Source organism: Flavobacterium sp. GW823-FHT04A11 (assembly GCF_058796535.1).
Map to the genome: position 1 here is coordinate 4,201,489 of NZ_CM179503.1, position 23,589 is coordinate 4,225,077.

Consider the following 23,589-nt stretch of genomic DNA (forward strand, 5'->3'; position numbering starts at 1 on the left):
AATTAACATTATTGAAAACGAAGTTGAATTATTCAATTGTAACCGTGAGTGTAGTCGAAGGCTCATGAAACCAAATTTTAAACGATGACTTTTGGAATTTAAATTTTATTTTGAAGTTATTTCCTGCTATCATTCCAATCTTTTTTATCGTGAAAAACATCCAAAAAACGTGGTTGTTTAGAATGGTAATTGATATTTTTGACAGAAATGTATTTCTATGTTTAACTACAATATTTCAGTTTAAAAATTGGCGAACATCTTAACGGAGAAGGGCGTAATAAAAAAAATGTTCAAAATATATTTTAAAAAAAATACATGCATGTTCAAGATAAAAAATTGAGAAGACGTAATGTAATACATTATTGTTTCAACAATAATAATTATAAAAGTAATTATAATATTAATGCTATTTTTGATTCTCGAACCCATTCCTAAAAGCATCTTATGAAATATATGAATAACATGCTTGCTTTTATTTGCTTATTCATGCTTTTTGCGTGTCAAAATAATAAATTCGAACATGATCCGACAAAACCTTACCCTGAATTAAAAGTTGGTGAGCGATGGAATAATAAATATGATTCAAGAGGATTACAAAACGGCATAATTAAAGGCAATTTTCTTTTTGTAAATACCATAAATATTTCAAAAGGCAAAAATTATCTTTATTGTCTAAATCTCAAAACTAAAAAAGTAGAATGGAAAAATGAAGTAGATTTTTTTGCTTCGCAACCCGTTTGTATTAGTACTAATCAACTCTTTTATATGAGTTATGTGGGTAATATTTATTCCTTTTCTTTAGACGGCAAAAAATTATGGTCAATCAAGCCCAGACTAGATTATACAGGATATAAACTAAATAGCATCAACGGTAACTTCGTGGTTACAACTGTAACACATGATGTTTATGAATTTGATAAAAATTCAGGGAAAGAAATAAAACATTATATGAGAAAAGAATAACCTAAATTCATTGCAAATTTTAATAAAAAAAATTATCAATAAAGTAAAATCAAACTTAAATGAGTCAAAGTGTAAATTTATATCAAATCAGTAAAAATAATTTTGAAGAATTTTCTAAGAATTATGAATCTTTTAATTTCGATTTCAGTGAAAATAATTCTTCCATATTTGATCAAAATTTTGAAGGATTAATTTACCTTTTTCATCTTATAATAATCAACAATTACCGGAATCTTTAGACAAGTTTTTTTACCCGCAAAATTTTATTGGTAAAGAAATTGATTTCAGTGAAATTGATTTTGACAATTTTGAAGATTTTCCCGAATCAACTTCTACTTATTTTATAGATCCAACAACAATTGGTCAGGTGAATTCGATTCTACATACGATTGAAAATAATAAATTCTAGATTTTTACAACGCTGATAATTTCAATCTGAATGATATTTACCCAGGTGTCTGGCATAATGATGAAAGCGAAGATCAAGAATTTAATAAAAGACATTTAGAAGAAGGTTTACAATTATTAAAAGAAACAATTTTCAGGCAAACACTAACGAAAACTACATTCTGTTTTTTGGTGATTAAATCCCCGCTGTCCGAAGTGCTCTCGCCAAACACTGCGCAACGTCTCTGACTTCGCGCCCGCAAAGTAATTAAATCATCAACCACATGATAATTAACTGGCAATAAAAAAAATGCAAGACCAAAATTGGTCTTGCATTTTTTATAACTTGATAAATAAAAGCATTTTTTTAAACTGTCTGACGCTCGTGTTTTCCTTCTTTAATTTCTTCCACCATTTTTTTATTAAAAGCAGGCAAATCATTTGGGTTTCGGCTGGTCACTAGTCCATTGTCTACGACTACTTCCGAGTCTTCCCATTGGGCTCCGGCATTTATTAAATCGTTTTTAACAGAGAAAAACGAAGTCACTTTTCTACCTTCTAAAACATCAGCATCCACCAGAATTTGAGGACCATGGCAAATAGCTGCTACTGGTTTTTTACTTTCAAAAAAAGAACGTACAAAATTTACTGCAGCTTCTTCTCTTCTTAATAAATCAGGGTTTATAACTCCTCCCGGAAGAACCAAAGCATCGTAATCTGCTTCATTTGCCTGATCTAGTACTACATCAACATTATATTCCTTGCTCCAATTACCGTCTTTCCAAGATTTTATTGTTCCTGATTTTAAACTGACAATATCTGCATTCCAACCTTGCTCTTCAAGATAAGCTTTTGGCGATGCTAATTCTGATTCTTCAAAACCGTTTGTTGCTAATATGGCTATATTCTTTTTCATAATTTTAAATATTTAAACGTTATTTAATTTGATTTAGTTAAAATTAGTTATTTCAGATAGCCAGTGAAAACCGAGCATGTTAAACCTTTCTTTAAAAAAAGTTAATTAATTGAATTTCAAATTTTTATGAAAAATTAAATTAAAATTATATAAATTTCATGTGAATTTGGTTTACTATTTTATAGCAGGAAAGCCAAGAAAACAATTTATTAAATTTGGCGACTAACTAACTCTTTCATATAAAGAAAAACTTTGCACCTTTGCTCCCGATAACTATCGTGATTGCGAGATTATTTTTAAAATCGGTTTCATAAGCCTTCGACTTCGCTCAGGGTGACAATTGGGGTATCAAAAAATAATTATAAAACTTTGTGATTTTGCTTTAGATAACTATAAGGATTGCAACATTTTTAGTTAAACTATTAGACAAAACTTTGAGAATCTCTGCGCCTTCTCAGCGCAACTCCGTGAAATAAAAAAAACACTAACCCATTCACTATCAAATCCATTAAATAAAATATTTTTAAAAATAACTGTCAAAAAATTTGCGAAACCGAATAGTTGCATTTATATTTGCAACCGATTGGCTTCTTAATTACTAATTTAAAAAATAAAAATATGGCACTTATTAATCCTTACATTCATTTTAACGGAAATGCTGAAGAAGCATTTACATTTTACAAATCGGTTTTTGGCGGGGAGTTTTCGAAAGTTTCCCGTTATAAAGATATTTCCAGCGAGCAATATCCAATTCCGGAAATTGACGCAGAGCGAATCATGCACATTGCTTTACCAATTGGAAAAGGTAATTCGTTAATGGCAAGTGATACGATGACAAGTATGGGAAAAGTAACGGAAACCGACAATAGATTTACGATCTTTATTAGTGTTGATAGCCAGGAAGAAGCCGTTAAATTATTTGTAGGACTTTCTGATGGCGGCAGAATCGAAATGCCTATAAGTTATGGTCCGTCGGGAAATTATTTTGGAATGTTTGCCGATAAATTTAACGTGCAGTGGATGATCGATTTTGATCCTAAAAACGGGAAAGTATAAACTTTTTGTTTCACGCAGATTTAAAATGATGTAAGCAGATGCTGCAGATTAATATTTAATTAATTATTAAATTAAATCTGCCTCAATCTCCAAGATCTGCGTTAAACATTTTTTTATCTTGTAACAATCTAAGTTGCAAAAAATTGTGACTTGATTATGATTAACTTAAATAGTTGAAGAAATTATGAGACGAGATGTTTTTCAGGCAATTGCAGATCCAACAAGACGATCGATTATTGCCTTGATTGCAACGCAGGCCATGACGCCAAATGCGATTGCAGAGAATTTTGACACGACACGACAATCTATTTCGAAACACCTTCGCATACTTACCGAATGTGATTTGATAAAACAGGAACAGCAAGGCAGGGAAATTTATTATTCACTTCAAATTGAAAAAATGAAAGAAATTGATAAGTGGCTGAAACAATTTAGAGAAATTTGGGAAACCGCATTTAACCAGCTTGACGATATATTATTAACAATGAAAAACCAAAAAAAATGAAAACAGATTTATTATTTGATTTTACGGTAGACAAACCATCAAAAACAGTAACGATAACAAGGGAATTTGCGGCAGAATTGCCTTTGGTCTGGGATACTTTTACGAAAGCAGAAATTTTGGATCAATGGGTGGCGCCAAAACCTTTTTCGGCCAGAACAAAATACATGAATTTTGAAGTGGGCGGACGAAGATTTTACGCTATGGTAGGTCCTGATGGAACAGAGTGCTGGTCGGTTCAGGAATTTACTTCAATTACTCCGAAAACCAATTTTAAAATGTATAATACGTTTGCAGACGAAAATGAAAACCGACAATTACCCGGTTCTGATTGGGATTATACCTTTAGCGAACAAAACGGCATTACAAAAGTAGATATTAAGATTTTTAATGAATCTCTGGAACGTATGGAGAAAATGATTGAAATGGGCTTCGTACAAGGCTTTAAAATGACGATTGATAATTTGGAAAAGTTATTGGAAACGTTATCTAAACAATAATTAATGATATTATAAAGTCTAAGTTTTTTTTCACGCAGATTAGACAGATTTAAGCAGATTAATTTTTTATTAAATGATAATCATCTGCTCAAATCTGCCTAAATCTTTTAAAATCTGCGTGAAAAAAACTTGCTTCTTTGCTCCCGATAGCTATAGGGATTGCAAGATTTTATCATTTCCCTTTTAAATCCTTTTTAATAACCAAATACTTTAAATCGGTATTTCCGGCATTACTAATTCCGTGTTCTACATTTGACGGGCAGTAAAAACTGGTGTTTGGTCCGACAACGGCCGTTTTTCCGTCAAGATAGAATTGAGCTGTTCCTTCGAGGATATAAAAGAATTCTTCCTCTACGTGATGATGTGGAGCGTGCGTTGATTTTCCGGGTTCAACGATACTCATTTTGAGTGTGTTTTCCTGAGTGAAGTTTTTATCGGCAAACCAGTATTGATAACCCACTTTTGTTTTTGTGGCTTTCTCCAATTCAAAGTGATTGACGCAATTCTCAATGGTATATTTTATGGGAGTGGCTTCTTTTTTTACCTCCTGAGCCTGAATTGATTGGTGTGTTATTAAAGTCACTATTGCAGCTTTAATGGTGGTTGATAGTTTCATGATTTTTTATTGTAATAATACAAAAAAATGAAATTAGCTACATAAAAAAAGCAAGCCAATTAAGCTTGCTTTTAATTTTCATAAAATATAATCTTTAAAACTTAATTGCAATCTTACCAATTGTAGTTCCAGATTCCAATAGTTCATGTGCTTTTTTGAAATTGGAAACCGTTAAACCATTTAGAGTTGTTTTTAAAGTTGACTGAATCGTACCATTATCTAATAAATCCCCTAATTGGTTTAAGATGTGATGTTGCGCTACCATATCTTCTGTTTGAAACATCGATCTTGTAAACATCAATTCCCAATGAAAACTGGCGCTTTTACCTTTTAACTGACGCAGGTTTACGTTTCCGACAGGATCACTTATCGAACCAATATGTCCTTGTGGTTTTATTAACTCTACAAATGCATCCCAATACTGATTTACATCCACAAAATCCAAGATAAAATCTACGTGCTGAAAACCGGCATTGCGCACTTCTTCAATCAAGTTTTTATGATTTACTACAAAATCGGCGCCTTGTTGTTTACACCATTCTATAGATTCTTGACGTGAAGCTGTAGCGATTACCGTTAATCCGGCTATTTTTTTGGCGAGTTGGATGGCGATTGAACCAACGCCGCCTGCTCCGCCAATTATTAATATTGTTTTTCCTTTATCTTTTTCGGGATTAATACGGATTCGGTCGAATAATATTTCCCAGGCCGTTAAACCGGTTAATGGTAGTGCGACTGCTTCTTCGATCGAAAGTGATTTTGGTTTTCGCCCTACAATGCGCTCGTCAACAAGTTGATATTCGGCGTTGCTGCCTTGTTTGTTAAGATCGCCGGCATAAAAAACGGAATCACCTGTTTTAAACAAACTTACTTTGTCGCCAATGGCTTCAACAATTCCTACTGCGTCCCAGCCAATGATTTTTGGGTTTTCTAAAACTGTTTCTTTGGCGCTATTCTGGCGTATTTTAAAATCTACGGGATTGACAGAAACAGCCTGGATTTTAACTAGTAAATCATGTGATCCCGGAATTGGTTTTGGAGTTTCAAATTCAATAAAACTATCTTCTTTTTGTATTGATAATGAGGTTTTAAATCCTACTGCTTTCATATTTATATATTTTTGATTTAAACTGATACTGCAAATATATACAAGTAAAATTCGTTATTTACGGTACAAATTTGCTATGAATTTGTATATATTTGTCATTTTAAATTCAATTTTTTTTTCCAAGTATTTTCTCCCATATAAATTCGTTTACAAAAAACTATAATGATTAAAGCATTAAAATTAGACTTCTATCTTAACTTTGTTTATCAACTTTAGGAAACTTTAAAGCATGCAGGCAATTAACATCACAGCGTATACGAAAGATGCTTCTCAAATTGAAGCTATTAAAGCTTTTATGAAAGCACTAAAGATAAAATTTGACATAACAAATTTAAAACATTATGACCTATCAGCTGAGCAGCAACAAATATTAGATAGCCAGATAAATTTAGATAAAACGCTCTACAAAGATGCTGAATCAATTTATACCGAGCTCAAAAACAAACATGAATTATAAGATTTTCTTTTTATAGATTTATGAGAGAAAATTATAAATAAGACATTTTCTCGCCTAGCCCCGATGAAAACGGCACCCTTTATGGCAGGGTATGCCATAAAAGATACAGTGAAAAGCTGGACAAATTCTCTTGAAATATGAAAATGATCCTCTTCTTAAAATAATTTGAATTTCAAAAGTTCAATAAATATAAGGCTTTCCAAGGGTTTTGACATTTGTCTATACAACAATAAGAAAATATTATGATAATATTATTTCATAATCAGAAAAACCGCCATACATTTGCCTAACAGTGTTAAACAATTTAATACTTAAATAAAATGGCAAGTAAAGATCGTATTTTAAGACAAAAAGAAGAGACAAGAAATAACATTCTTGAAGCTGCTTACGCTATCGTAAAAGAAGAAGGATGGCAAGGTCTGAGTATGCGAAAGATTGCCGACAAAATTGAATACACCGCACCTATCATTTATGAATATTTCTCTAACAAAGAGGCTATTTTAACCGAATTGACCGGAAAAGGTTTTATAAAATTAGCAAAAGAACTTCAAAATGCCAAAGCTAAATTTGAAAAACCAGAGGAACAAATCGAAGCGATGTGGATGGCGTATTGGGATTTTGCCTTTACAGATACCGAAATGTATCAGGTAATGTTTGGCGTACAAATGAACTGTTGCTCTCAGCAATGTTCTGCTGCCGAAGCTCCGTATAAGTTATTTACAGCGGTGATTGCTGAAATTATGAAAAACAGTAATCCAGGTCCGGAAGTAATCAAACAAAAGTATTTTACTTTCTTTTCTGTTATTCACGGTTTGATCGCGATTAACATCATCAACAGAAGTGAAGTAATGGAAACAATCAACAATCAAATCCTAAAAGATGCGATTGGCGGAATCATAAAATCAATACAATAAAAAAAATTTCATTTTAACTTAACAGTGATAAATGATTTAATGGGTAAATTTGCAAATCCTTTTTTTTACAATTTTACTTAACAACGTTAGAAAATTTAATAGAGTAATACCAGGCTTTTTTTAGCTCTTTACTTAACAGCGATAAATAATTTAATACCAATTTATGAAACATAATTCGAATGCATTATTATATGAATTTTTGCATCAATTTACTTAACAACGTTAGAAAATTTAATAGATATAAATATGAATCTAAATAATACCACAAATAAAATTTTTAAAAACGAGAATGTCCAACAAATTAAAACCAATATTAAAATGAAAAATGTAATTATAACCAGCTTTATTCTTGCGCTTGTACTAAGTAGTTGTGCAGATAAACAACAGGCTCCGGTGGCTGCGGCTCCACTTTTGCCAGTTTTAGCTATCCAGAATTCAAATGCTGTTACTGATTCTGAATATCCGGCTTCTATACAAGGAACTGTTGATGTCGAGATTCGCCCACAAGTAAGCGGAAATCTTGACCGTGTTTTTGTAGACGAAGGTGCTTATGTAAATAAAGGTCAGACTTTATTCAAAATAAACGAACGTCCGTTTCGTGAACAGTTAAACAATGCTTTGGCAAGTCTTCATGCTTATGAGGCTGCTTTGATCAACGCACAGTTAGAAGTTGATAAGCTGACTCCTTTAGTACAAAATAAAGTAGTTTCTGATTATCAGTTAAAAACAGCTAAAGCTTCTCAAAAAATTGCTGCCGCCAATATCGAACAGGCAAGAGCAATGGTGGCATCTGCCAAAATTAATTTAGGATATACAAATGTGACAGCCCCAGTGAGTGGTTACATTGGAAGATTGCCTAAAAAACAAGGAAGTTTAGTTTCAGCATCTGATATTGATCCGTTAACAACATTATCTGATGTACATGAAGTTTTTGTTTACTTCTCTTTAGGAGAAACTGATTTCATCAAATTCAAATCACAATACGCCGGAAATACTTTGGGTGATAAAATCAAAAAATTACCTCCTGTAACTTTGATCTTGGCTGATAACAGCGCTTATGGTAAATCAGGAAAAATTGATATGGTCGACGGTCAGTTTGATAAAACTACCGGTGCAATTACTCTAAGAGCGACTTTCCCTAATGCAAGCGGAACTTTACGTTCTGGAAACACAGGAAAAATTCGTTTGGGAATCAATCATGACGATGCCATCCTTGTTCCGCAATCAGCAACTATTGAAATGCAGGATAAAGTGTTTGTTTTCACTTTAAGCAAAGACAATAAAGTAAACAAAATGCCTATCACAATTATTGGTAAAAGCGGTACAAACTATCTGATTAGCGATGGTGTAAAATCGGGTGATCAAATTGTGTTAAGCGGAATTGACAAACTTCAGGAAGGTCAGGTTATCCAGCCTCAAAAAGCAACTGGTGAGGTTGCGCAAATCATTAATAAAAAATAATTTTTACGAAAATGTTCAAAATATTTATACAAAGACCTGTACTGGCAACTGTTATCTCCATTTTATTGGTGATCCTGGGTGTACTTGGACTTACAAAATTGCCTTTACAACAGTTTCCTGATATTGCACCGCCATCGGTTTTGGTAACGGCTGTTTATCCGGGAGCAAATGCAGAAACGGTTTTACGTTCTGTTGCGCCATCTCTGGAAGAATCTATAAATGGTGTTGAAAACATGACTTACATGAGTTCTACTGCCAGTAACGATGGTACTCTTGCTATTACTGTTTTCTTTAAATTAGGTACAGATGCCGATCAGGCTGCCGTTAACGTGCAGAACAGAGTGGCTCAGGCGACAAGTCAATTGCCTGCAGAGGTTGTTCAGCAAGGTGTAATTACCGCCAAACAACAAAACAGTTTTATTATGGCCATTGGTATGTATACAGAAGACGAATCAAAATACGATCAGACTTTTGTGGCCAATTATGCTCAAATTAATATTATTCCGGAACTTAAACGTATTCCCGGTGTAGGTTCTGCCAGTATTTTTGGCGGGGTTAAAGATTATTCGATGAGAGTTTGGTTAAACCCAACTCAAATGTCGACTTACAATGTGACGCCAAATGAAGTTATGGCAGCTATTCAGGACAAAAGTTTAGAGGCTGCTCCGGGTAAATTTGGAGAAAGAAGTAAAGAGGTTTTTGAATATGTAATTAAATACAAAGGAAAATTAACCAAACCGGAAGATTACCAAAATATTGCGATTCGTTCAAATGCAGACGGTTCTATTCTTCGTTTAAAAGATGTTGCCAGAGTAGAGCTTGGCGCTTATTCATACAACAGTTTAACCCGTTTGAATGGTAAAAAAGGAATTGTAATTGGAGTGATTCAGTTAGCGGGTTCTAACTCCAATGATATTCAGGTTGCGATTAACAAAATGATGGAGAAAGCTTCAAAAGATTTCCCAACAGGTATCAAACACAATATTTTTTACAGTACAAAAGTATCATTAGATCAATCGATCGATCAGGTAAAACATACTTTATTAGAAGCTTTTATCCTGGTATTTATCGTGGTATTTATCTTCTTACAAGATTTCAGATCAACATTAATCCCGGCCATTGCTGTACCTGTAGCAATTTTAGGAACGTTCTTCTTCATGCAATTATTCGGCTTTTCGATCAACCTTTTAACGCTTTTCGCTTTAATTCTGGCGATTGGTATTGTGGTGGATGATGCGATTGTGGTTGTCGAAGCCGTGCATGCTAAAATGGAGCATAAACATTTGTCTCCAAAAGTAGCAACACATGAAGCAATGCACGAAATAACGGGTGCTATTATCTCGATTACGCTGGTAATGGCTGCTGTATTCCTGCCGGTTGGGTTTATGGAAGGCTCCACAGGAGTTTTCTATCGTCAGTTTGCCTTTACGATGGCAATTGCAATTGTAATTTCGGCAGTAAATGCCTTAACATTGAGCCCTGCCCTTGCCGCTTTATTCTTAAAAGATAATCACGCGCCAAATGCAGACGGAAGCGCTCCTTATGTGAAACAAGGATTTAAACAAAGATTCTTTAACGGATTCAACAAAAGTTTTGATTCATTAACAAACCGTTATGTGGGCGGATTAAAATTCTTAATTCGTAACAAATGGGTGAGTTTAGGAGGTTTGGCTTTAATTACTTTCGCAACTGTGGTAATGGTTAAAACAACACCTTCAGGATTTATTCCAACAGAAGATCAGGGATTTATTGCCATTGCAGTAAATACGCCTTCGGGAACATCTCTTGACGGAACGCAAAAAGTAATGACCGAAGCAGAAAACACTTTAAGAGGTCTTGATGCATCACGATTTGTAACCGCAATTTCAGGTTTTAACTTATTGACAAACTCAACAAGCCCATCATCAGCCGTTGTTTTCGTATTGCTGAAACCAAATGAAGAACGCGGAAAAGTGAAAAATATTGACGAAATCATGAATGAAGTTCGTGGCAAATTAGGCGCGATTTCAGGAGGAAGTTTCTTCGTATTTAGTTTCCCAACCGTTCCCGGATTTAGTAACGTAGAGGCTTTGGATTTAGTACTTCAGGATAAAACCGGAGGTAAACTGGATAAATTTAGCGGAATCTCTCAAAACTTCATTGGAGAATTGATGAAACGTCCGGAAATTGCTGTAGCCTTTACTTCATTTAAAGCCGATTATCCACAATTGCAATTGGATATTGATGATGCAAAAGCAGATCAGTTAGGCGTAAAAGTAAAAGACATTCTGCAAACTATGCAGGCGTATTTTGGTAGCGCACAGGCTTCTGACTTTAACCGATTTGGTAAATATTACAGAGTTGTGGTTCAGGCTGATATTGCAGACAGAGCTGATCCGTCAGCGATTGACCGTGTGTTTGTAAAAAACAAAAATGGCGAAATGGTCCCGTTAAATACGCTGGTAAAACTAAGCCGTATTTATGGTTCTGAAACCGCTTCGAGATACAATTTATTTAACTCAATTGGTATAAATGCGATTCCGAAACCTGGATTTAGTTCCGGAGATGCCATTAAAGCAATTGAAGAAGTAGCAGCACAACAATTGCCTGCAGGTTATGGATTTGAATTTTCAGGACAAACCCGCGAAGAAATTTCGTCAGGAGGTCAATCGGCAACAATTTTCTTACTGTGTTTGATATTCATTTATTTCTTACTTGCTGCACAGTATGAAAGTTACATTTTGCCTTTAGCAGTAATTCTTTCGATCCCTGCAGGTATTTTTGGAGTTTTCGTAGCCATCGGCTTGACCGGAATCGAAAACAACATTTATGTACAGGTTGCACTTGTTATGCTTATTGGACTGCTCGCCAAGAATGCCATTTTGATTGTCGAATTTGCGGTGCAGAAACGAAAATCAGGTCAGGCATTGGTAAAAGCTTCTATAGATGCTGCAAAATTACGTTTGCGTCCAATTATCATGACATCACTGGCTTTCGTTGTGGGATTAATTCCGATGATGAGCGCCACAGGACCATCGGCTCAGGGTAACCACTCTATTAGTATTGGTGCCGCCGGAGGTATGGTTTCGGGAGTAATTCTTGGCTTGTTGATCATCCCGGTTTTATTTATCGTATTCCAACATTTACAAGAAACGTTTTCCGGAAAACCGGTAGCTGTAATTCATAACGAAGAAGAAAAATAAGAATGGAAAATTATATAACGACAATTCTGGTGACCATCATTTTTGGCATCGCCTATATATCGTACAAAATCGCTAAAGATCTGGATAACAGAAAGGATACTTGTACAGAAATTTAATGACAACATATAAAATGAAAAAGTATATAACCAAAATCGTGATGGTCGCCATTTTGATCACCACAATAATATCCTGTAAGGTTTCTAAGGATATTGAAACTCCAAAAGATGCATTTCCTGAGAATTTCAGGAATGTATCAGCTTCAACCGATACCACCAGTATTGCCGATGTGGAGTGGAAAAATTTCTTTACAGAGAAAGATGTTATTCAGCTGATTGACAGTGCAGTGACCAGAAACAATGATTTGCAGATTGCGACTAAAAACATCGAAATTGCGCAATACAGATTCACACAATCAAAATGGGGAAATGTTCCTCAGGTTAATTTATTTGTGAATGCCAGTACCAGCAATCCGTCTGACAATAGTTTTACGGGAATGAATTTAAATCAGGCTCTGGGGCAAAAACATATTGACGATTATTCTGCCGGAGCTTCACTTTCGTGGGAAGCGGATATCTGGGGAAAAATCAGAAATCAGAAAAAAGGCGCTTATGCAGGTTATCTTCAATCCGAAGAAGTTAAAAAAGCCTTGCAGACCAATATTGTTGCGAATGTTTCAAAAGGATATTATAATCTTTTGATGCTGGATGCGCAATTAGAAATCGCAAAGCAAAATGTTCAGTTAAATGACAGTACAACAAATATCATCAAATTAAAATTCGATGCCGGACAAGTTACTTCATTAGGAATTCAACAATCTGAAGCACAGAGATTAAGTTCGGCGCAATTGATTCCTTTATTGGAACAAAACATTGCGATTCAGGAAAATGCTTTGAGTGTTTTGACAGGATCTTTTCCAAATTCAAAAGAAAGAACTACGCGTTTGAGTGCTATTGAAGTAAAAAACAATAACAAAATCGGAATTCCGTCTACTTTGGTAAGCAGAAGACCGGACGTAAAAAGCGCCGAATTAGCTTTAAAAGTAGCCAATGCCAATGTTGGAATCACAAAAGCTGATTTATATCCGTCACTTAAAATTACAGCTCAGGGTGGTGTCAATTCATTCGAAACCAGTAATTGGTTCAACATTCCGGCTTCATTGTTCGGAACTGTTGCCGGAGGTTTAACACAGCCTTTACTGAACAATAAGAGAGTGAGAACGCAATATAATATCGCTGTCGCGGAAAGAGAAAAAGCAGTGCTAAACTTCAGACAATCTGTTTTGGTTGCCGTAAGCGAAGTGTCTGATGCTTTGGTAAAAGTAGAAAAACTGGAACAACAGGAAACTTTCTTGCAGGAACGTGTAAAAACATTACAGCAAGCCATTAAAAATTCGAATCTGTTATTCAAAAACGGAATGGCTGAATACCTGGAAGTACTTTCTGCGCAGGCAAATTTACTACAAAGCGAATTAGAATTAGCAGACATTAAAAGACAACAGCTTTCTGCCAACACCGATTTATATCGTGCTTTGGGCGGAGGCTGGAGATAATACCCGTTTTTAATTAATTATTTATTTGAGATGCGCTGCAGGACTTCGGTTTTGCAGCGTTTTTTTATTTTATTAAATTAAATAACTTAAATCGTTGGTTTTAACACATAGAAACATAGCATAATTAAACTCAAAAAAGGCGTTTCACTTGCATTAACAAACATAGCTATGTGTGAGAAACTAGTTTCTTTTTGATTTACTTTTTTCAAAACCATACATTCTATGTTTCTATGTGTTTAATTAAATTTTTATATAGTACACCACCGGTTTAACTTATTTGTGAGAAAATTGGATTAGAACAATTTTATTGAATATATTCGCCATCGAAAAACAACCACTTTAATTTACGCCAAAATAAACTTATCACTATGAAAAAAATAGCCTGCATCGCCCTTTTGTGTTTAGTATTTGCCAATTGTAAAAACAACGATTCCAAGGAAGAATTAAAAGAAACTAAAAAGCCTGCAGCTGTGACTTCTGAAGTAAAAAAAGAAAATGACAAAAATGAAGATTGCAAGGATGTTGAAGTAGAAATGGGTTCAGGAAGAGAATGTATCTTAAAAAATACTGATATTGATGAGGCTTATCAAAATATCATCAAAAATGAAGAAGTAGAAGAATGGAATTATTTTTTAAGTTCGATTCCCACCGAAAATAAATCTGTGGAAGTCAATCAAAACGGATTAATGTCCATTGATTATGAAATCACAGAAGACAAAGTGGCTATTTTCATGAATTATCAGGGCGGCGTGACAGAAGTAACGCTTCAGAAAATAAACAATACAATTAAGAAAAGCATTTACCATTATGCCGATTAAATTGTAAAATGAATAGAATATTAAACCGATAAAAGCTTTTAAGTTTTTATCGGTTTTTTTATTTTCAATCTTATAATACTGACGAAGAAAGATCTTCAATAGTAGCTTAACAAAGAATGGCGATTTGCAATGCGGAGTTTCTTGCGGGGATCCTTCCTCCGTCAGGATGACATACTTTGCGGTAAATCTAAAATCTGTACTCTTCACTCTTTACTCTTCACTCTTCACTCTTCACTCTTTACTCTTTACTCTAAAATCTAAAATCTAAAATTCAAACATCTGTCCCAAATGACCCTAAAATAGTCGTAAATACCTATTTATAAAAATAAATAACATTGGTAGATTTGTAGTAATTAATTAACTAATAACTATTTAAATATTAACCAATGAAAAAAGCAAAGATGATTTTCTGGATTACAACTATTATTATTTTCCTGTTTGAAGGCGTTATGCCGGCACTTACTTCTCAAACTGAACTGGCAAAAGAAGGAATCAAACATCTTGGATATCCTGAATATTTTGGGAATGCTTTAGTTGTCTTTAAAATTATAGGCGTACTGATATTAGTCATTCCGCAAGTGCCAAATCGTGTTAAAGAATGGGCTTACGCAGGATTTGCTTTCGATTTTATATTTGCTTCAATAAGTCATTTTGCTGTTGACGGAGTTGATTTTCAATCTTTCTTTCCTTTGATTTTCTTAGTGATTCTGGCGATTTCTTATATCTATCATCATAAAATTGAGCGTTACAAAAATATCGCTTTATAAACCGCAAAACGATGATAGAAGTTTTTAAAACAAATGTTCAGGAAGCCGAGCAGTCAAAAATGATTGTGGGGAAACTTCTTGAGCATTTCCCAAACAGCATCATCAATTTTGATCTTGAGGATTGTGATAAAATTTTGCGTGTTCATGCTTCATCGATTGCCAATCATACCGTCATCGAACTTTTAAATTCTTATGGTTACCATTGCGAAGTGCTGCCATAAGACATACAAATTATTGATTTTTAGAAGTTTAATTAAAAATCGTAAATTTGGTTTAATACTAATTTTAAATCAGCAGAAAAATGAATATTCCTAAAAATCATCAGGTCGTAATGCCCTATATAGTTGTAAATGGCGCATTAAACTTTATAGAGTTCACAAAAAAAGTGTTTCATGCTACTGAATTACAGGCGCCATTATTACGCGAAGACGGAACGGTTCAGCATGCAGAAATTACGATGCATAACAGCACCATTATGGTGACAGATGAAACCAAAGAATGGAAAGTGCAAACAGCCAACTTATTTGTATATGTGCCCAATGCCGATGAAAGTTTTAAAAAAGCAATTGACGAAGGCGCCACGGTTTTGATGGAATTAAGCGACCAGAATTACGGAAGAACTTGCGGTGTAAAAGATCCCTTTGGAAATACGTGGTGGATCACGTCGGTTGATAAATTGACAATTTAAAGAATGAGAAATGAAAACAGAAATTCAGACCAATATCGTTGAAACATTTAAAAATTTAAATCAGATTGTTTCCTCTTTTTCTCAGGAAGAATTAAATATTGTGCCCTATAAAGGCAGTTGGACGGCCGGACAAACAATTCAGCATATTATTCTTGTTTCTTCTGGTTATCCTAAATTATTTGCCGGGAAAACGGAAGAAACCAAAAGAAAACCCGATGAGAAAATCAAGGAAATAGAAATCCTTTTTTTAAACTTCAATATAAAAATGGATGCCCCTGTTGCCGTAAGACCTGAAATTAAAGAGTACAGCAAAAATTCCCTTACCATAGCTTTACTTGCTATAGAATCTGATTTATTAAATGCATCACAAAACTGTGATTTAACCCTCACCTGTCTGGATTTTGAAGTTCCGGGTTTTGGAAAATTCACTATTCTGGAATGGATTTCTTTTGCGCTCATTCATACCCAAAGACATACCAAACAGTTACATGATATTTTTAATTATGTAACGAAATTATAATCCTTAATATGAAATCAAAACCACAAACTATATTTTTAGCGGGATTAATCGCCGGAACACTCGATATTTTGGCTGCAATTGTTATTTATGCATCGATATTCCAAAAAACAACTGCCTTGAAAATTCTGCAATCTATTGCGAGCGGCGTTTTTAAAAAAGAAGCTTACAACCACCCGCAAATGGCTTGGTACGGACTGATTTTTCATTTTTTAATTGCCTTTATTTTTGCGTGGTTCTATTTTATCATTTATCCTTATTTTTCCTTTTTAAAGAAAAGCGCACTGCTCTCAGGTTTTCTCTACGGCATATTTGTCTGGATTGTAATGAACCTTATTGTTTTGCCAATTGTATTTCCGGTTTTACCTGCAAAACATTTTGACTTTCCTTTAGTGCTTTCGATGCTGATATTGATATTTTGCATTGGGTTTCCAATTGCTTTTATTGCCAGGAAGTTTTATTCTTTTAAATAATTTTTATTTTTTAATAACCATACTTGTGAGAACCCGAGAGATTTTAAAACCTGTCGGGTTTATTTTATACGCACTATTTGTTATTTCGACGCAGGAGAAATTACATAACTTAATCAGACAGTTCGTTGCTCTCTGGATGTGATTTCTCCTGCGTCGAAATGACACGACTTTGTGTAAACTTGAAACCTGAAACTTTGAAACCTGAAAACAAAAAAAAAGCGACACTCCCCAAAGTATCGCTTTTTTTGTCTAATATAATTAATCAGTTTATCACTAAACTTTTCTTCTTCCGCTTATTAATGAAAGTATAAATAATACGATAAATATGAAGAATAAAACTTTTGCAATACTAGCGGCTCCGGCAGCAATACCACCAAAACCAAATATTCCCGCTACTATAGCTAGAATAATAAAAATGACTGTCCAACGTAACATATGATTTGTTTTTTTAGTTTATAAAATGACTTTTTGGGTCTGTTTGTTATTCAAATTTCTTTCTTAATATAAATCTTCCTTAACTCTATCCATTATTTTATTATCGCAATCAAACACAAAACACAATAAATCAGGAAATTACCAAAAAGTATCACAATTCCCTTTTTAGTCTTATAGAATTCCCATGAAAATGCTTTTGAGTTAATTTTTTAGTGGATTGGATTAATCATGGGCTTGCCTTAGATCTAATTTTAGATAAAATTTAAAAACAACGTATGGAATTGGCTACAAAACTTGGAGTAATACTGGAAAAAACCGAAAGATCTTTTGAAGAACTTGGAGTTTTAAATCCGGCTATTTTTCAGGAAGGAAATTCAGTCCATATGTTTTACAGAGCTGCAAAAAAAGGAAATTTTTCAACTATAGGATATTGTCGATTCGAAGGCCCGATGACTTTGGTTGAAAGAAATACTGAACCCATCTTTGTTCCTGAATATATATATGAGATTCACGGCGTTGAAGATGCCAGAATTTCAAAGATAGATGACTTGTATTATCTGACTTATGTTACTTATGACGGAATAAATGCCTGCGGAGCTCTGGCTGTTTCAAAAGATTTAAAAAAGTTTAAAAAGAAAGGAATTATCACCCCGAGATTCATTTTACATGAATTTACGAACCTGATCAGAAAGCATTTGCAAAATCCGAGTATTGCTAAAATACTGGCTTTTAATGTGGCAAGAAATTATCCTTTGACAGAAACGATCAAAGATAATTTATATGTATGGGACAAGAACGTTGTTCTGTTTCCCAAAAAAATAAATGGAAAATTCGTCGGTTTACACCGCTTATTTCCTTCTATTCAAATTTTTAGTTTTGAGAAGAAAAAAGACCTGACAGAAGATTACTGGAAAGATTATTTAAAAAACTTACCGGATTATCTTGTGATGGAGCCCAAATTTGAACATGAAACAAGTCATATTGGGCCGGGTGCTCCTCCTATTGAAACTGCAGATGGCTGGCTGCTTATTTATCATGCTGCCGAGAAAAGAGAAAAAGGATTGGTATATCATGCCTGCGCGGCTATGCTGGATTTAAACGATCCGCAGAAAGTGTTATCAAGACTAAAAATACCTCTGATTACACCATCAGAATACTATGAAAGACATGGTTATGTAAATTATGTGGTTTTCCCAACGGGAACCGCCATTTTTGAAGACCTTCTTTATATATATTATGGCGCTGCCGATGACAAAATTGCGGTAGCATCTGTGAACCTTAAGAACTTATTATACGAACTAAAAAGTAATTCCCATGAAAGCAATATCTAATAAATCAAAAATCGTTTTTTTATCAACTTTTCCACCAACACAATGTGGGATTGCTACTTATACGCAGGATACAATAAAAGGTATTACCGATGTTTTTGGTAAGTCTATCGCATGTGAAATTTGCGAACTGGTTAAAGAACCAAAAGAAAACCCAACACAGGCTTTCACTTTAAATACAACAAACAGAGAAGAATACGCAAAAGTTGCCGAACAAATTAATGACGACGAAAGCATCAAACTGGTTCATATTCAGCATGAATTTGGATTGTTTGGCGGAAATTACGGCGACCACTTATTAGATTTTTTAAATGTTATCAAAAAACCGGTAACCTTTACATTTCATACCGTACTTCCTAATCCAAATAATGAATTAAGAACTTTTGTCAAATTACTTTTAAGCTACAGTAATTCTGTATTTGTAATGACAAACAGATCTGAAGAAATATTAATCAACGATTACAACATTCCAAGTGAATTCATTACAACCATTTCACACGGAACTCACGTTGTTGTCTATGAAGCTCCTGAAACTGCAAAAGCAAAATTCGGAATTGAAGACAGAAAAGTTTTATCGACTTTTGGTCTTTTAGGCGAAGGAAAAAATATCGAAACAGGCTTACGAGCTTTGAGTAAAATCGTTGAACACACGCCAAATGCGCTTTATTTAATTATTGGAAGAACACATCCAAATTTAATTATCGACGGCGTTGACACTTACCGTGAAAAACTGGAAGGTATTGTAAACGAATTGAATCTGCATGACAATGTTCGTTTCATCAACCAATATCTGGAAACAGAAGAACTTTTAAGTTACCTGCAGGCAACAGATATTTACATGTTTACATCAAAAGATCCAAACCAGGCCGTAAGCGGAACTTTCTCTTATGCGATGAGTTGTGCATGCCCGATTGTGGCATCAAAAATCCCGCATACCAAAGAAGTTCTTACCGAAGATTCAGGAATTTTGGTTGATATCGGAGACGAAGAACAATTTGCAGATGCAGCCATAAAATTACTTTCAGATGAAAATCTTAGAGAAGAAATGGGTAAAAGCGCGTTTAGAAAAACACGTGCTTCGTCTTGGGAAAACATTGCAATTGCACACATCAATACTTATAAAAAACTAATTGAGGATTCTACTGAAATCAAATTCAGCTATCCGCCAATTGTGTTGTCGCATGTTAAAAAAATGACTACCGATCTTGGAATTATCCAGTTCAGTAAAATTTCAATTCCTGATCTTTCTTCAGGTTATACTTTAGATGATAATGCAAGAGCTTTAGTGGCAGTTTGTATGCACTACAAACTTACACAAGACAAAGCCGATTTGCCATATATCTTAATTTATCTTGATTTTATCGAGCGTTGCCAACAGCCAAAAGGTAATTTCATCAATTATGTAGACGAACACAACCGCGAACATATCGAGCAAAATGCCGAAGTAAATCTTGAAGATTCAAACGCACGCGGAATCTGGGCTTTAGGAACTGTGGTTTCTATTGGAAATATTCTGCCGGAAGCCATTTCTAAAAAAGCGGCAAAATGCTTATTGAATTCTTTAAAATGGGCCGAAACAATTCAGTCGCCACGTTCTATTGGTTTTGCAACCAAAGGTTTATACCTGTATCATTCTGCTATTCCTAATTTATATGTAGCGGCAATTATCAACAAACTGAATGCTAAATTATTGTCAAACTACGAAATCCACGCTTCAAAAGACTGGAAATGGTTTGAGAATTATTTGACTTACGGAAACGGAATTCTGCCTGAATCAATGCTGTTTGCTTATTTAGTGACCAACAAGCCTATTTACAAAAAAGTAGCTTTGGAATCGCTTGAATTCCTGATCTCAAAAACATATAACGGTGATAACTTCAAAGTAATTTCAAACAATGGATGGTATCACAGAGATTCTGAACCACAAGAGTATGGAGAACAGCCAATTGATGTTGCGTACATGATTCAAACTTTAAACTCGTTCTATAATGCCTTTAAAACACCTGATTACAAACGTCAGATGAAAATTGCATTCAACTGGTTCTTAGGTAAAAATCACCTGAACCAGATTATGTACAATCCGGTTAGCGGAGGTGGATATGATGGTTTAGAAAAAGACAATGTAAACCTGAACCAGGGTGCAGAATCAACAGTTTGTTTCTTAACAGCCAGATTGATTATGGAAAACCTTAAATTATCTGAGAGTAAAGTAATCCCGTTAATGAAAGCTAAACCAGGCATCGCCATTAACTCATAATATTTTAACTACACTAAAACTAGATTTGAGTAACTTCAGTGTTACCGTAAAATCCCTTCTGTAACAGAAGGGATTTTTTGTTTTTATGAGTGTTTGCGTAACGTAACACTATTGAAGTTATTGTATAACGATGTAAATTATATAAACTTGGAAAAAAGTTGTGTAATATTTTTCGTTAACAATTAAGATAACTTTAATATTAAATAAGAACGGAAAATTAGATATGTTAAAATATTGATTTCCAAAGCTTAACTCACCAATAAAAACAACTATTTTGATACTCACTTTAAAAAATACATTCGAAGAAGTAGGAAATGCAACGTTGTTTGCAAAGCAGTTTTTTAAGGAAGTATTTGTGCCTCCTTATGAAGCTAAACAATTTTTGAAACAATGTTACATCATCGGATATAAGTCATTGCCTCTTGTGGCGATCACAGGTTTTATTATGGGACTTGTGCTTACACTGCAATCACGACCTACGCTGGTAAAATTTGGAGCCGAATCCTGGTTGCCGGGAATGGTGGCGCTTTCGCTGATAAGAGAAATTGCGCCGGTAATTACCGCCTTGATTTGTGCAGGAAAAATTTCGTCAGGAATTGGTGCCGAATTAGGTTCCATGAAAGTAACAGAACAAATTGATGCCATGGAAGTTTCGGCCATCAATCCGTATAATTATCTGGTTGTAACGCGCATACTGGCCTGTACCCTGATGGTGCCGATCTTGGTATTCTTTGCAGACGCAATTGGTATTGTTGGCGGATATGTAGGAATTAATATTCACGGCGATGTCAACTTTTACAGATATCTGACACAAATTGTTCAGTCGCTGGAGTTTCTGGATGTGATTCCCGCCACGATTAAAACTTTTTTCTTCGGATTTTTTATTGGAATGATTGGATGTTATAAAGGATTCAACGCCTCAAACGGAACCGAGAGTGTGGGTAGAGCCGCTAACTCAGCCGTTGTAACAGCGTCCTTAACCATCTTTATTATAGATATGGTAGCCGTACAAATAACCGATTTATTTTTTTAGAGATGATCAAGGAAGAAAAACATATAGAAAAAGAACCTAAGGTTAAAGATAAAACCGCGATAATCGAAATTAAGGATTTGCATAAAACCTTTGGCAAAAACAACAAGGTTTTGCAAGGCGTAAATCTTACGGTGAACCAAGGCGAGGACTTGGTGGTTTTAGGACGCTCAGGATCCGGAAAATCGGTTACGATAAAATGCATTGTTGGTTTAATTGAACCCGATAAAGGCGAAATTAAAGTCTTTGGTGAAAACGTATTGAACATCAAAAAAAGCGAACTCAACGAAATTAGAGTCAGAATTGGATTTTTGTTTCAAAGCGGCGCTTTATACGATTCCATGTCGGTTAGGGAAAATTTAGCTTTTACGCTAAAAAAACATAAAAGAGATTTAACTCCCGAGGAAGTCGAAAGCGAAGTTATCGAAGCACTTGATAATGTGGGTTTGAGCGACGCAATTGACAAAATGCCATCTGAATTATCAGGCGGAATGCAGAAAAGAATTGGCCTTGCCAGAACTTTAATCCTAAAGCCTGAAATTATTTTATACGATGAACCAACAACGGGTCTGGATACGATCACATCACGAGAAATCAGCGAATTGATTCTCGATATCAAACATAAAAGAAAAACAACTTCGATCATTATTACACACGATATGGCTTGTGCCAAACTAACTGCAGACCGAATTATGGTTTTGAAAGAAGGTGTAATACATGCCGAAGGAACATACGAAGAACTGGAAAAAAGCGACGATGAATGGGTACGCTCATTTTTTGAATAAACTAAAAAAATAAAAATAGAAATCATGGATAAGCAATCTGGATATACTTGGAAATTAGGAATGTTTGTAACAATTGGTTTGTTGCTTTTTATACTGGCAATTTACTTTATTGGAAAACAAAAAAACCTGTTTGGCTCAACATTCAACATCACATCACAATTTAAAACCGTAAGCGGTTTAGAGGTTGGTAACAATGTTCGTTTTTCAGGAATAAATATCGGAACGGTCGAAGAAATCAAGTTGGTAAACGATTCTTCGGTAGTCGTGAGTATGGTTATCAAAGACGATGTTCGTGAATTCATCAAAACAGATGCACGCGCCAGCATTGGATCTGATGGTTTAATGGGTGATAAAGTACTAACGATTTCTCCGGGAGTAAAATCTACAAAACCAGTGGAAAACAATGGTTCGATAGCTTCTGTAAACGGAATTGAGATGAACGATATCATGAAAAGCGTTAAAAAAAGTGTTGACAATGCCGGTATAATTACCGAAGAGCTGGCCATTTTTAGCCATAGTATGAACAACGGAAACGGAGCTTTGGCAAGATTGGTTCGTGATGATAAAATGGCAAACAGCGTTTCGAATACCCTTAATAACTTAGAAAGCGGTACAAAAGGTTTCAGTGAAAATATGGAAGCTGCAAAAAGTAACTTCTTGTTCAAAGGTTATTTCAAGAAAAAAGAAAAAGAGAAAGAGAAAAAGCAGGAAGAGCAAAAAGAAAAAGCGGAGAAAGCCGAGAAAGAAAAAGCGGAAAAGGCTGAAGAAAAAGCCAAAGAACAAAAAGCTAAAGAAGAAAAACAAAAAGAAGAAGACGCTAAAAAAGCCGAAGCCAAAAAAACTGCCGAAGAGGAAAAAGCCAAAAAGTAATTTAAATACA

24 protein-coding genes are annotated in these 23,589 nt (G+C 34.6%); 20 read left to right on the forward strand and 4 right to left on the reverse strand.

All coding sequences use genetic code 11. From position 1 onward, the window contains the following. Positions 1 to 444 precede the first annotated feature (444 nt). The gene (locus AC3QL1_RS18080) at positions 445 to 963 is read left to right on the forward strand and encodes an outer membrane protein assembly factor BamB family protein (RefSeq protein ID WP_492493534.1); all 519 of its coding nucleotides are present in this window, start codon (positions 445 to 447) and stop codon (positions 961 to 963) included. Between the two features lie 754 nt (positions 964 to 1,717). Here AC3QL1_RS18080 and AC3QL1_RS18085 read toward each other — a convergent pair. Continuing rightward, on the reverse strand, positions 1,718 to 2,266 hold the full coding sequence (locus AC3QL1_RS18085) for a type 1 glutamine amidotransferase domain-containing protein (RefSeq protein ID WP_492493535.1): 549 nt from the start codon (positions 2,264 to 2,266) through the stop codon (positions 1,718 to 1,720). Between the two features lie 618 nt (positions 2,267 to 2,884). On the opposite strand from AC3QL1_RS18085, the gene AC3QL1_RS18090 reads away from it, so the two are divergent. The 3 genes from AC3QL1_RS18090 (at position 2,885) to AC3QL1_RS18100 (ending at position 4,324) form a co-directional block, all read left to right on the forward strand. After that, the gene (locus AC3QL1_RS18090; protein WP_492493536.1) at positions 2,885 to 3,322 is read left to right on the forward strand and encodes a VOC family protein; all 438 of its coding nucleotides are present in this window, start codon (positions 2,885 to 2,887) and stop codon (positions 3,320 to 3,322) included. Between the two features lie 184 nt (positions 3,323 to 3,506). Further along, positions 3,507 to 3,827, forward strand: coding sequence for an ArsR/SmtB family transcription factor (locus AC3QL1_RS18095; protein WP_492493537.1), 321 nt, complete (start codon positions 3,507 to 3,509; stop codon positions 3,825 to 3,827). Beyond that, the gene (locus AC3QL1_RS18100) at positions 3,824 to 4,324 is read left to right on the forward strand and encodes an SRPBCC family protein (protein WP_492493538.1); all 501 of its coding nucleotides are present in this window, start codon (positions 3,824 to 3,826) and stop codon (positions 4,322 to 4,324) included. The genes AC3QL1_RS18095 and AC3QL1_RS18100 overlap by 4 nt, the downstream gene beginning before the upstream one ends. 172 nt (positions 4,325 to 4,496) lie before the next feature. On the opposite strand, the gene AC3QL1_RS18105 is transcribed toward AC3QL1_RS18100, so the two are convergent. Together AC3QL1_RS18105 and AC3QL1_RS18110 are read right to left on the reverse strand one after the other, a co-directional pair. Then, a complete protein-coding gene (locus tag AC3QL1_RS18105) occupies positions 4,497 to 4,940 on the reverse strand; it encodes a cupin domain-containing protein (RefSeq protein WP_492493539.1) in 444 nt (147 codons plus the stop codon). 94 nt (positions 4,941 to 5,034) lie between these two features. Next, positions 5,035 to 6,048, reverse strand: coding sequence for a zinc-binding alcohol dehydrogenase family protein (locus tag AC3QL1_RS18110; RefSeq protein ID WP_492493540.1), 1,014 nt, complete (start codon positions 6,046 to 6,048; stop codon positions 5,035 to 5,037). A gap of 229 nt (positions 6,049 to 6,277) precedes the next feature. On the opposite strand from AC3QL1_RS18110, the gene AC3QL1_RS18115 reads away from it, so the two are divergent. From AC3QL1_RS18115 to AC3QL1_RS18165, 11 genes are all read left to right on the forward strand, one after another. After that, positions 6,278 to 6,505 carry a DUF2683 family protein gene (locus AC3QL1_RS18115; protein WP_492493541.1) on the forward strand — a complete coding sequence of 76 codons (228 nt, stop codon included), beginning with the start codon at positions 6,278 to 6,280 and terminating at the stop codon, positions 6,503 to 6,505. Positions 6,506 to 6,825: 320 nt separating this feature from the next. Beyond that, on the forward strand, positions 6,826 to 7,419 hold the full coding sequence (locus AC3QL1_RS18120) for a TetR/AcrR family transcriptional regulator (protein WP_492493542.1): 594 nt from the start codon (positions 6,826 to 6,828) through the stop codon (positions 7,417 to 7,419). Positions 7,420 to 7,737: 318 nt separating this feature from the next. Next, positions 7,738 to 8,880 (forward strand): efflux RND transporter periplasmic adaptor subunit, encoded by a 1,143-nt coding sequence (locus AC3QL1_RS18125; protein WP_492493543.1) that lies wholly within the window; start codon positions 7,738 to 7,740, stop codon positions 8,878 to 8,880. 11 nt (positions 8,881 to 8,891) lie between these two features. After that, entirely contained in the window at positions 8,892 to 12,062 is a 3,171-nt protein-coding gene (locus AC3QL1_RS18130; protein ID WP_492493544.1) for an efflux RND transporter permease subunit, read from the forward strand. A gap of 130 nt (positions 12,063 to 12,192) precedes the next feature. Then, complete coding sequence (locus AC3QL1_RS18135) at positions 12,193 to 13,611, forward strand: TolC family protein (protein ID WP_492493545.1); 1,419 nt, start codon at positions 12,193 to 12,195, stop codon at positions 13,609 to 13,611. Between the two features lie 368 nt (positions 13,612 to 13,979). Continuing rightward, on the forward strand, positions 13,980 to 14,429 hold the full coding sequence (locus tag AC3QL1_RS18140) for a hypothetical protein (protein ID WP_492493546.1): 450 nt from the start codon (positions 13,980 to 13,982) through the stop codon (positions 14,427 to 14,429). Between the two features lie 386 nt (positions 14,430 to 14,815). Further along, a complete protein-coding gene (locus AC3QL1_RS18145; RefSeq protein WP_492493547.1) occupies positions 14,816 to 15,196 on the forward strand; it encodes a DoxX family protein in 381 nt (126 codons plus the stop codon). A gap of 11 nt (positions 15,197 to 15,207) precedes the next feature. After that, positions 15,208 to 15,417 (forward strand): hypothetical protein, encoded by a 210-nt coding sequence (locus AC3QL1_RS18150; protein WP_492493548.1) that lies wholly within the window; start codon positions 15,208 to 15,210, stop codon positions 15,415 to 15,417. 80 nt (positions 15,418 to 15,497) lie between these two features. Next, positions 15,498 to 15,884, forward strand: a complete 387-nt coding sequence (locus tag AC3QL1_RS18155; RefSeq protein ID WP_492493549.1) for a VOC family protein — start codon at positions 15,498 to 15,500, stop codon at positions 15,882 to 15,884. A 10-nt stretch (positions 15,885 to 15,894) separates the two neighbouring features. Further along, complete coding sequence (locus AC3QL1_RS18160) at positions 15,895 to 16,404, forward strand: DinB family protein (RefSeq protein ID WP_492493550.1); 510 nt, start codon at positions 15,895 to 15,897, stop codon at positions 16,402 to 16,404. 8 nt (positions 16,405 to 16,412) lie between these two features. Next, positions 16,413 to 16,874, forward strand: coding sequence for a DUF1440 domain-containing protein (locus AC3QL1_RS18165; protein ID WP_492493551.1), 462 nt, complete (start codon positions 16,413 to 16,415; stop codon positions 16,872 to 16,874). Positions 16,875 to 17,147: 273 nt separating this feature from the next. Here AC3QL1_RS18165 and AC3QL1_RS18170 read toward each other — a convergent pair whose 3' ends face one another. After that, entirely contained in the window at positions 17,148 to 17,309 is a 162-nt protein-coding gene (locus AC3QL1_RS18170) for a DUF1328 domain-containing protein (protein WP_042565425.1), read from the reverse strand. 275 nt (positions 17,310 to 17,584) lie between these two features. Here AC3QL1_RS18170 and AC3QL1_RS18175 point away from each other — a divergent pair, with 275 nt between their 5' ends. The 5 genes from AC3QL1_RS18175 (at position 17,585) to AC3QL1_RS18195 (ending at position 23,579) form a co-directional block, all read left to right on the forward strand. After that, complete coding sequence (locus AC3QL1_RS18175) at positions 17,585 to 18,640, forward strand: glycoside hydrolase family 130 protein (protein WP_492493552.1); 1,056 nt, start codon at positions 17,585 to 17,587, stop codon at positions 18,638 to 18,640. Next, entirely contained in the window at positions 18,624 to 20,894 is a 2,271-nt protein-coding gene (locus AC3QL1_RS18180) for a glycosyltransferase (protein ID WP_492493553.1), read from the forward strand. Before AC3QL1_RS18175 ends, AC3QL1_RS18180 begins: the two co-directional genes overlap by 17 nt. 274 nt (positions 20,895 to 21,168) lie before the next feature. Next, entirely contained in the window at positions 21,169 to 21,927 is a 759-nt protein-coding gene (locus tag AC3QL1_RS18185; RefSeq protein ID WP_492493554.1) for an MlaE family ABC transporter permease, read from the forward strand. 2 nt (positions 21,928 to 21,929) lie between these two features. Further along, positions 21,930 to 22,709, forward strand: coding sequence for an ABC transporter ATP-binding protein (locus tag AC3QL1_RS18190; protein ID WP_492493555.1), 780 nt, complete (start codon positions 21,930 to 21,932; stop codon positions 22,707 to 22,709). A gap of 24 nt (positions 22,710 to 22,733) precedes the next feature. After that, the gene (locus tag AC3QL1_RS18195; RefSeq protein ID WP_492493556.1) at positions 22,734 to 23,579 is read left to right on the forward strand and encodes an MlaD family protein; all 846 of its coding nucleotides are present in this window, start codon (positions 22,734 to 22,736) and stop codon (positions 23,577 to 23,579) included. The last annotated feature ends 10 nt before the right edge of the window (positions 23,580 to 23,589 follow it).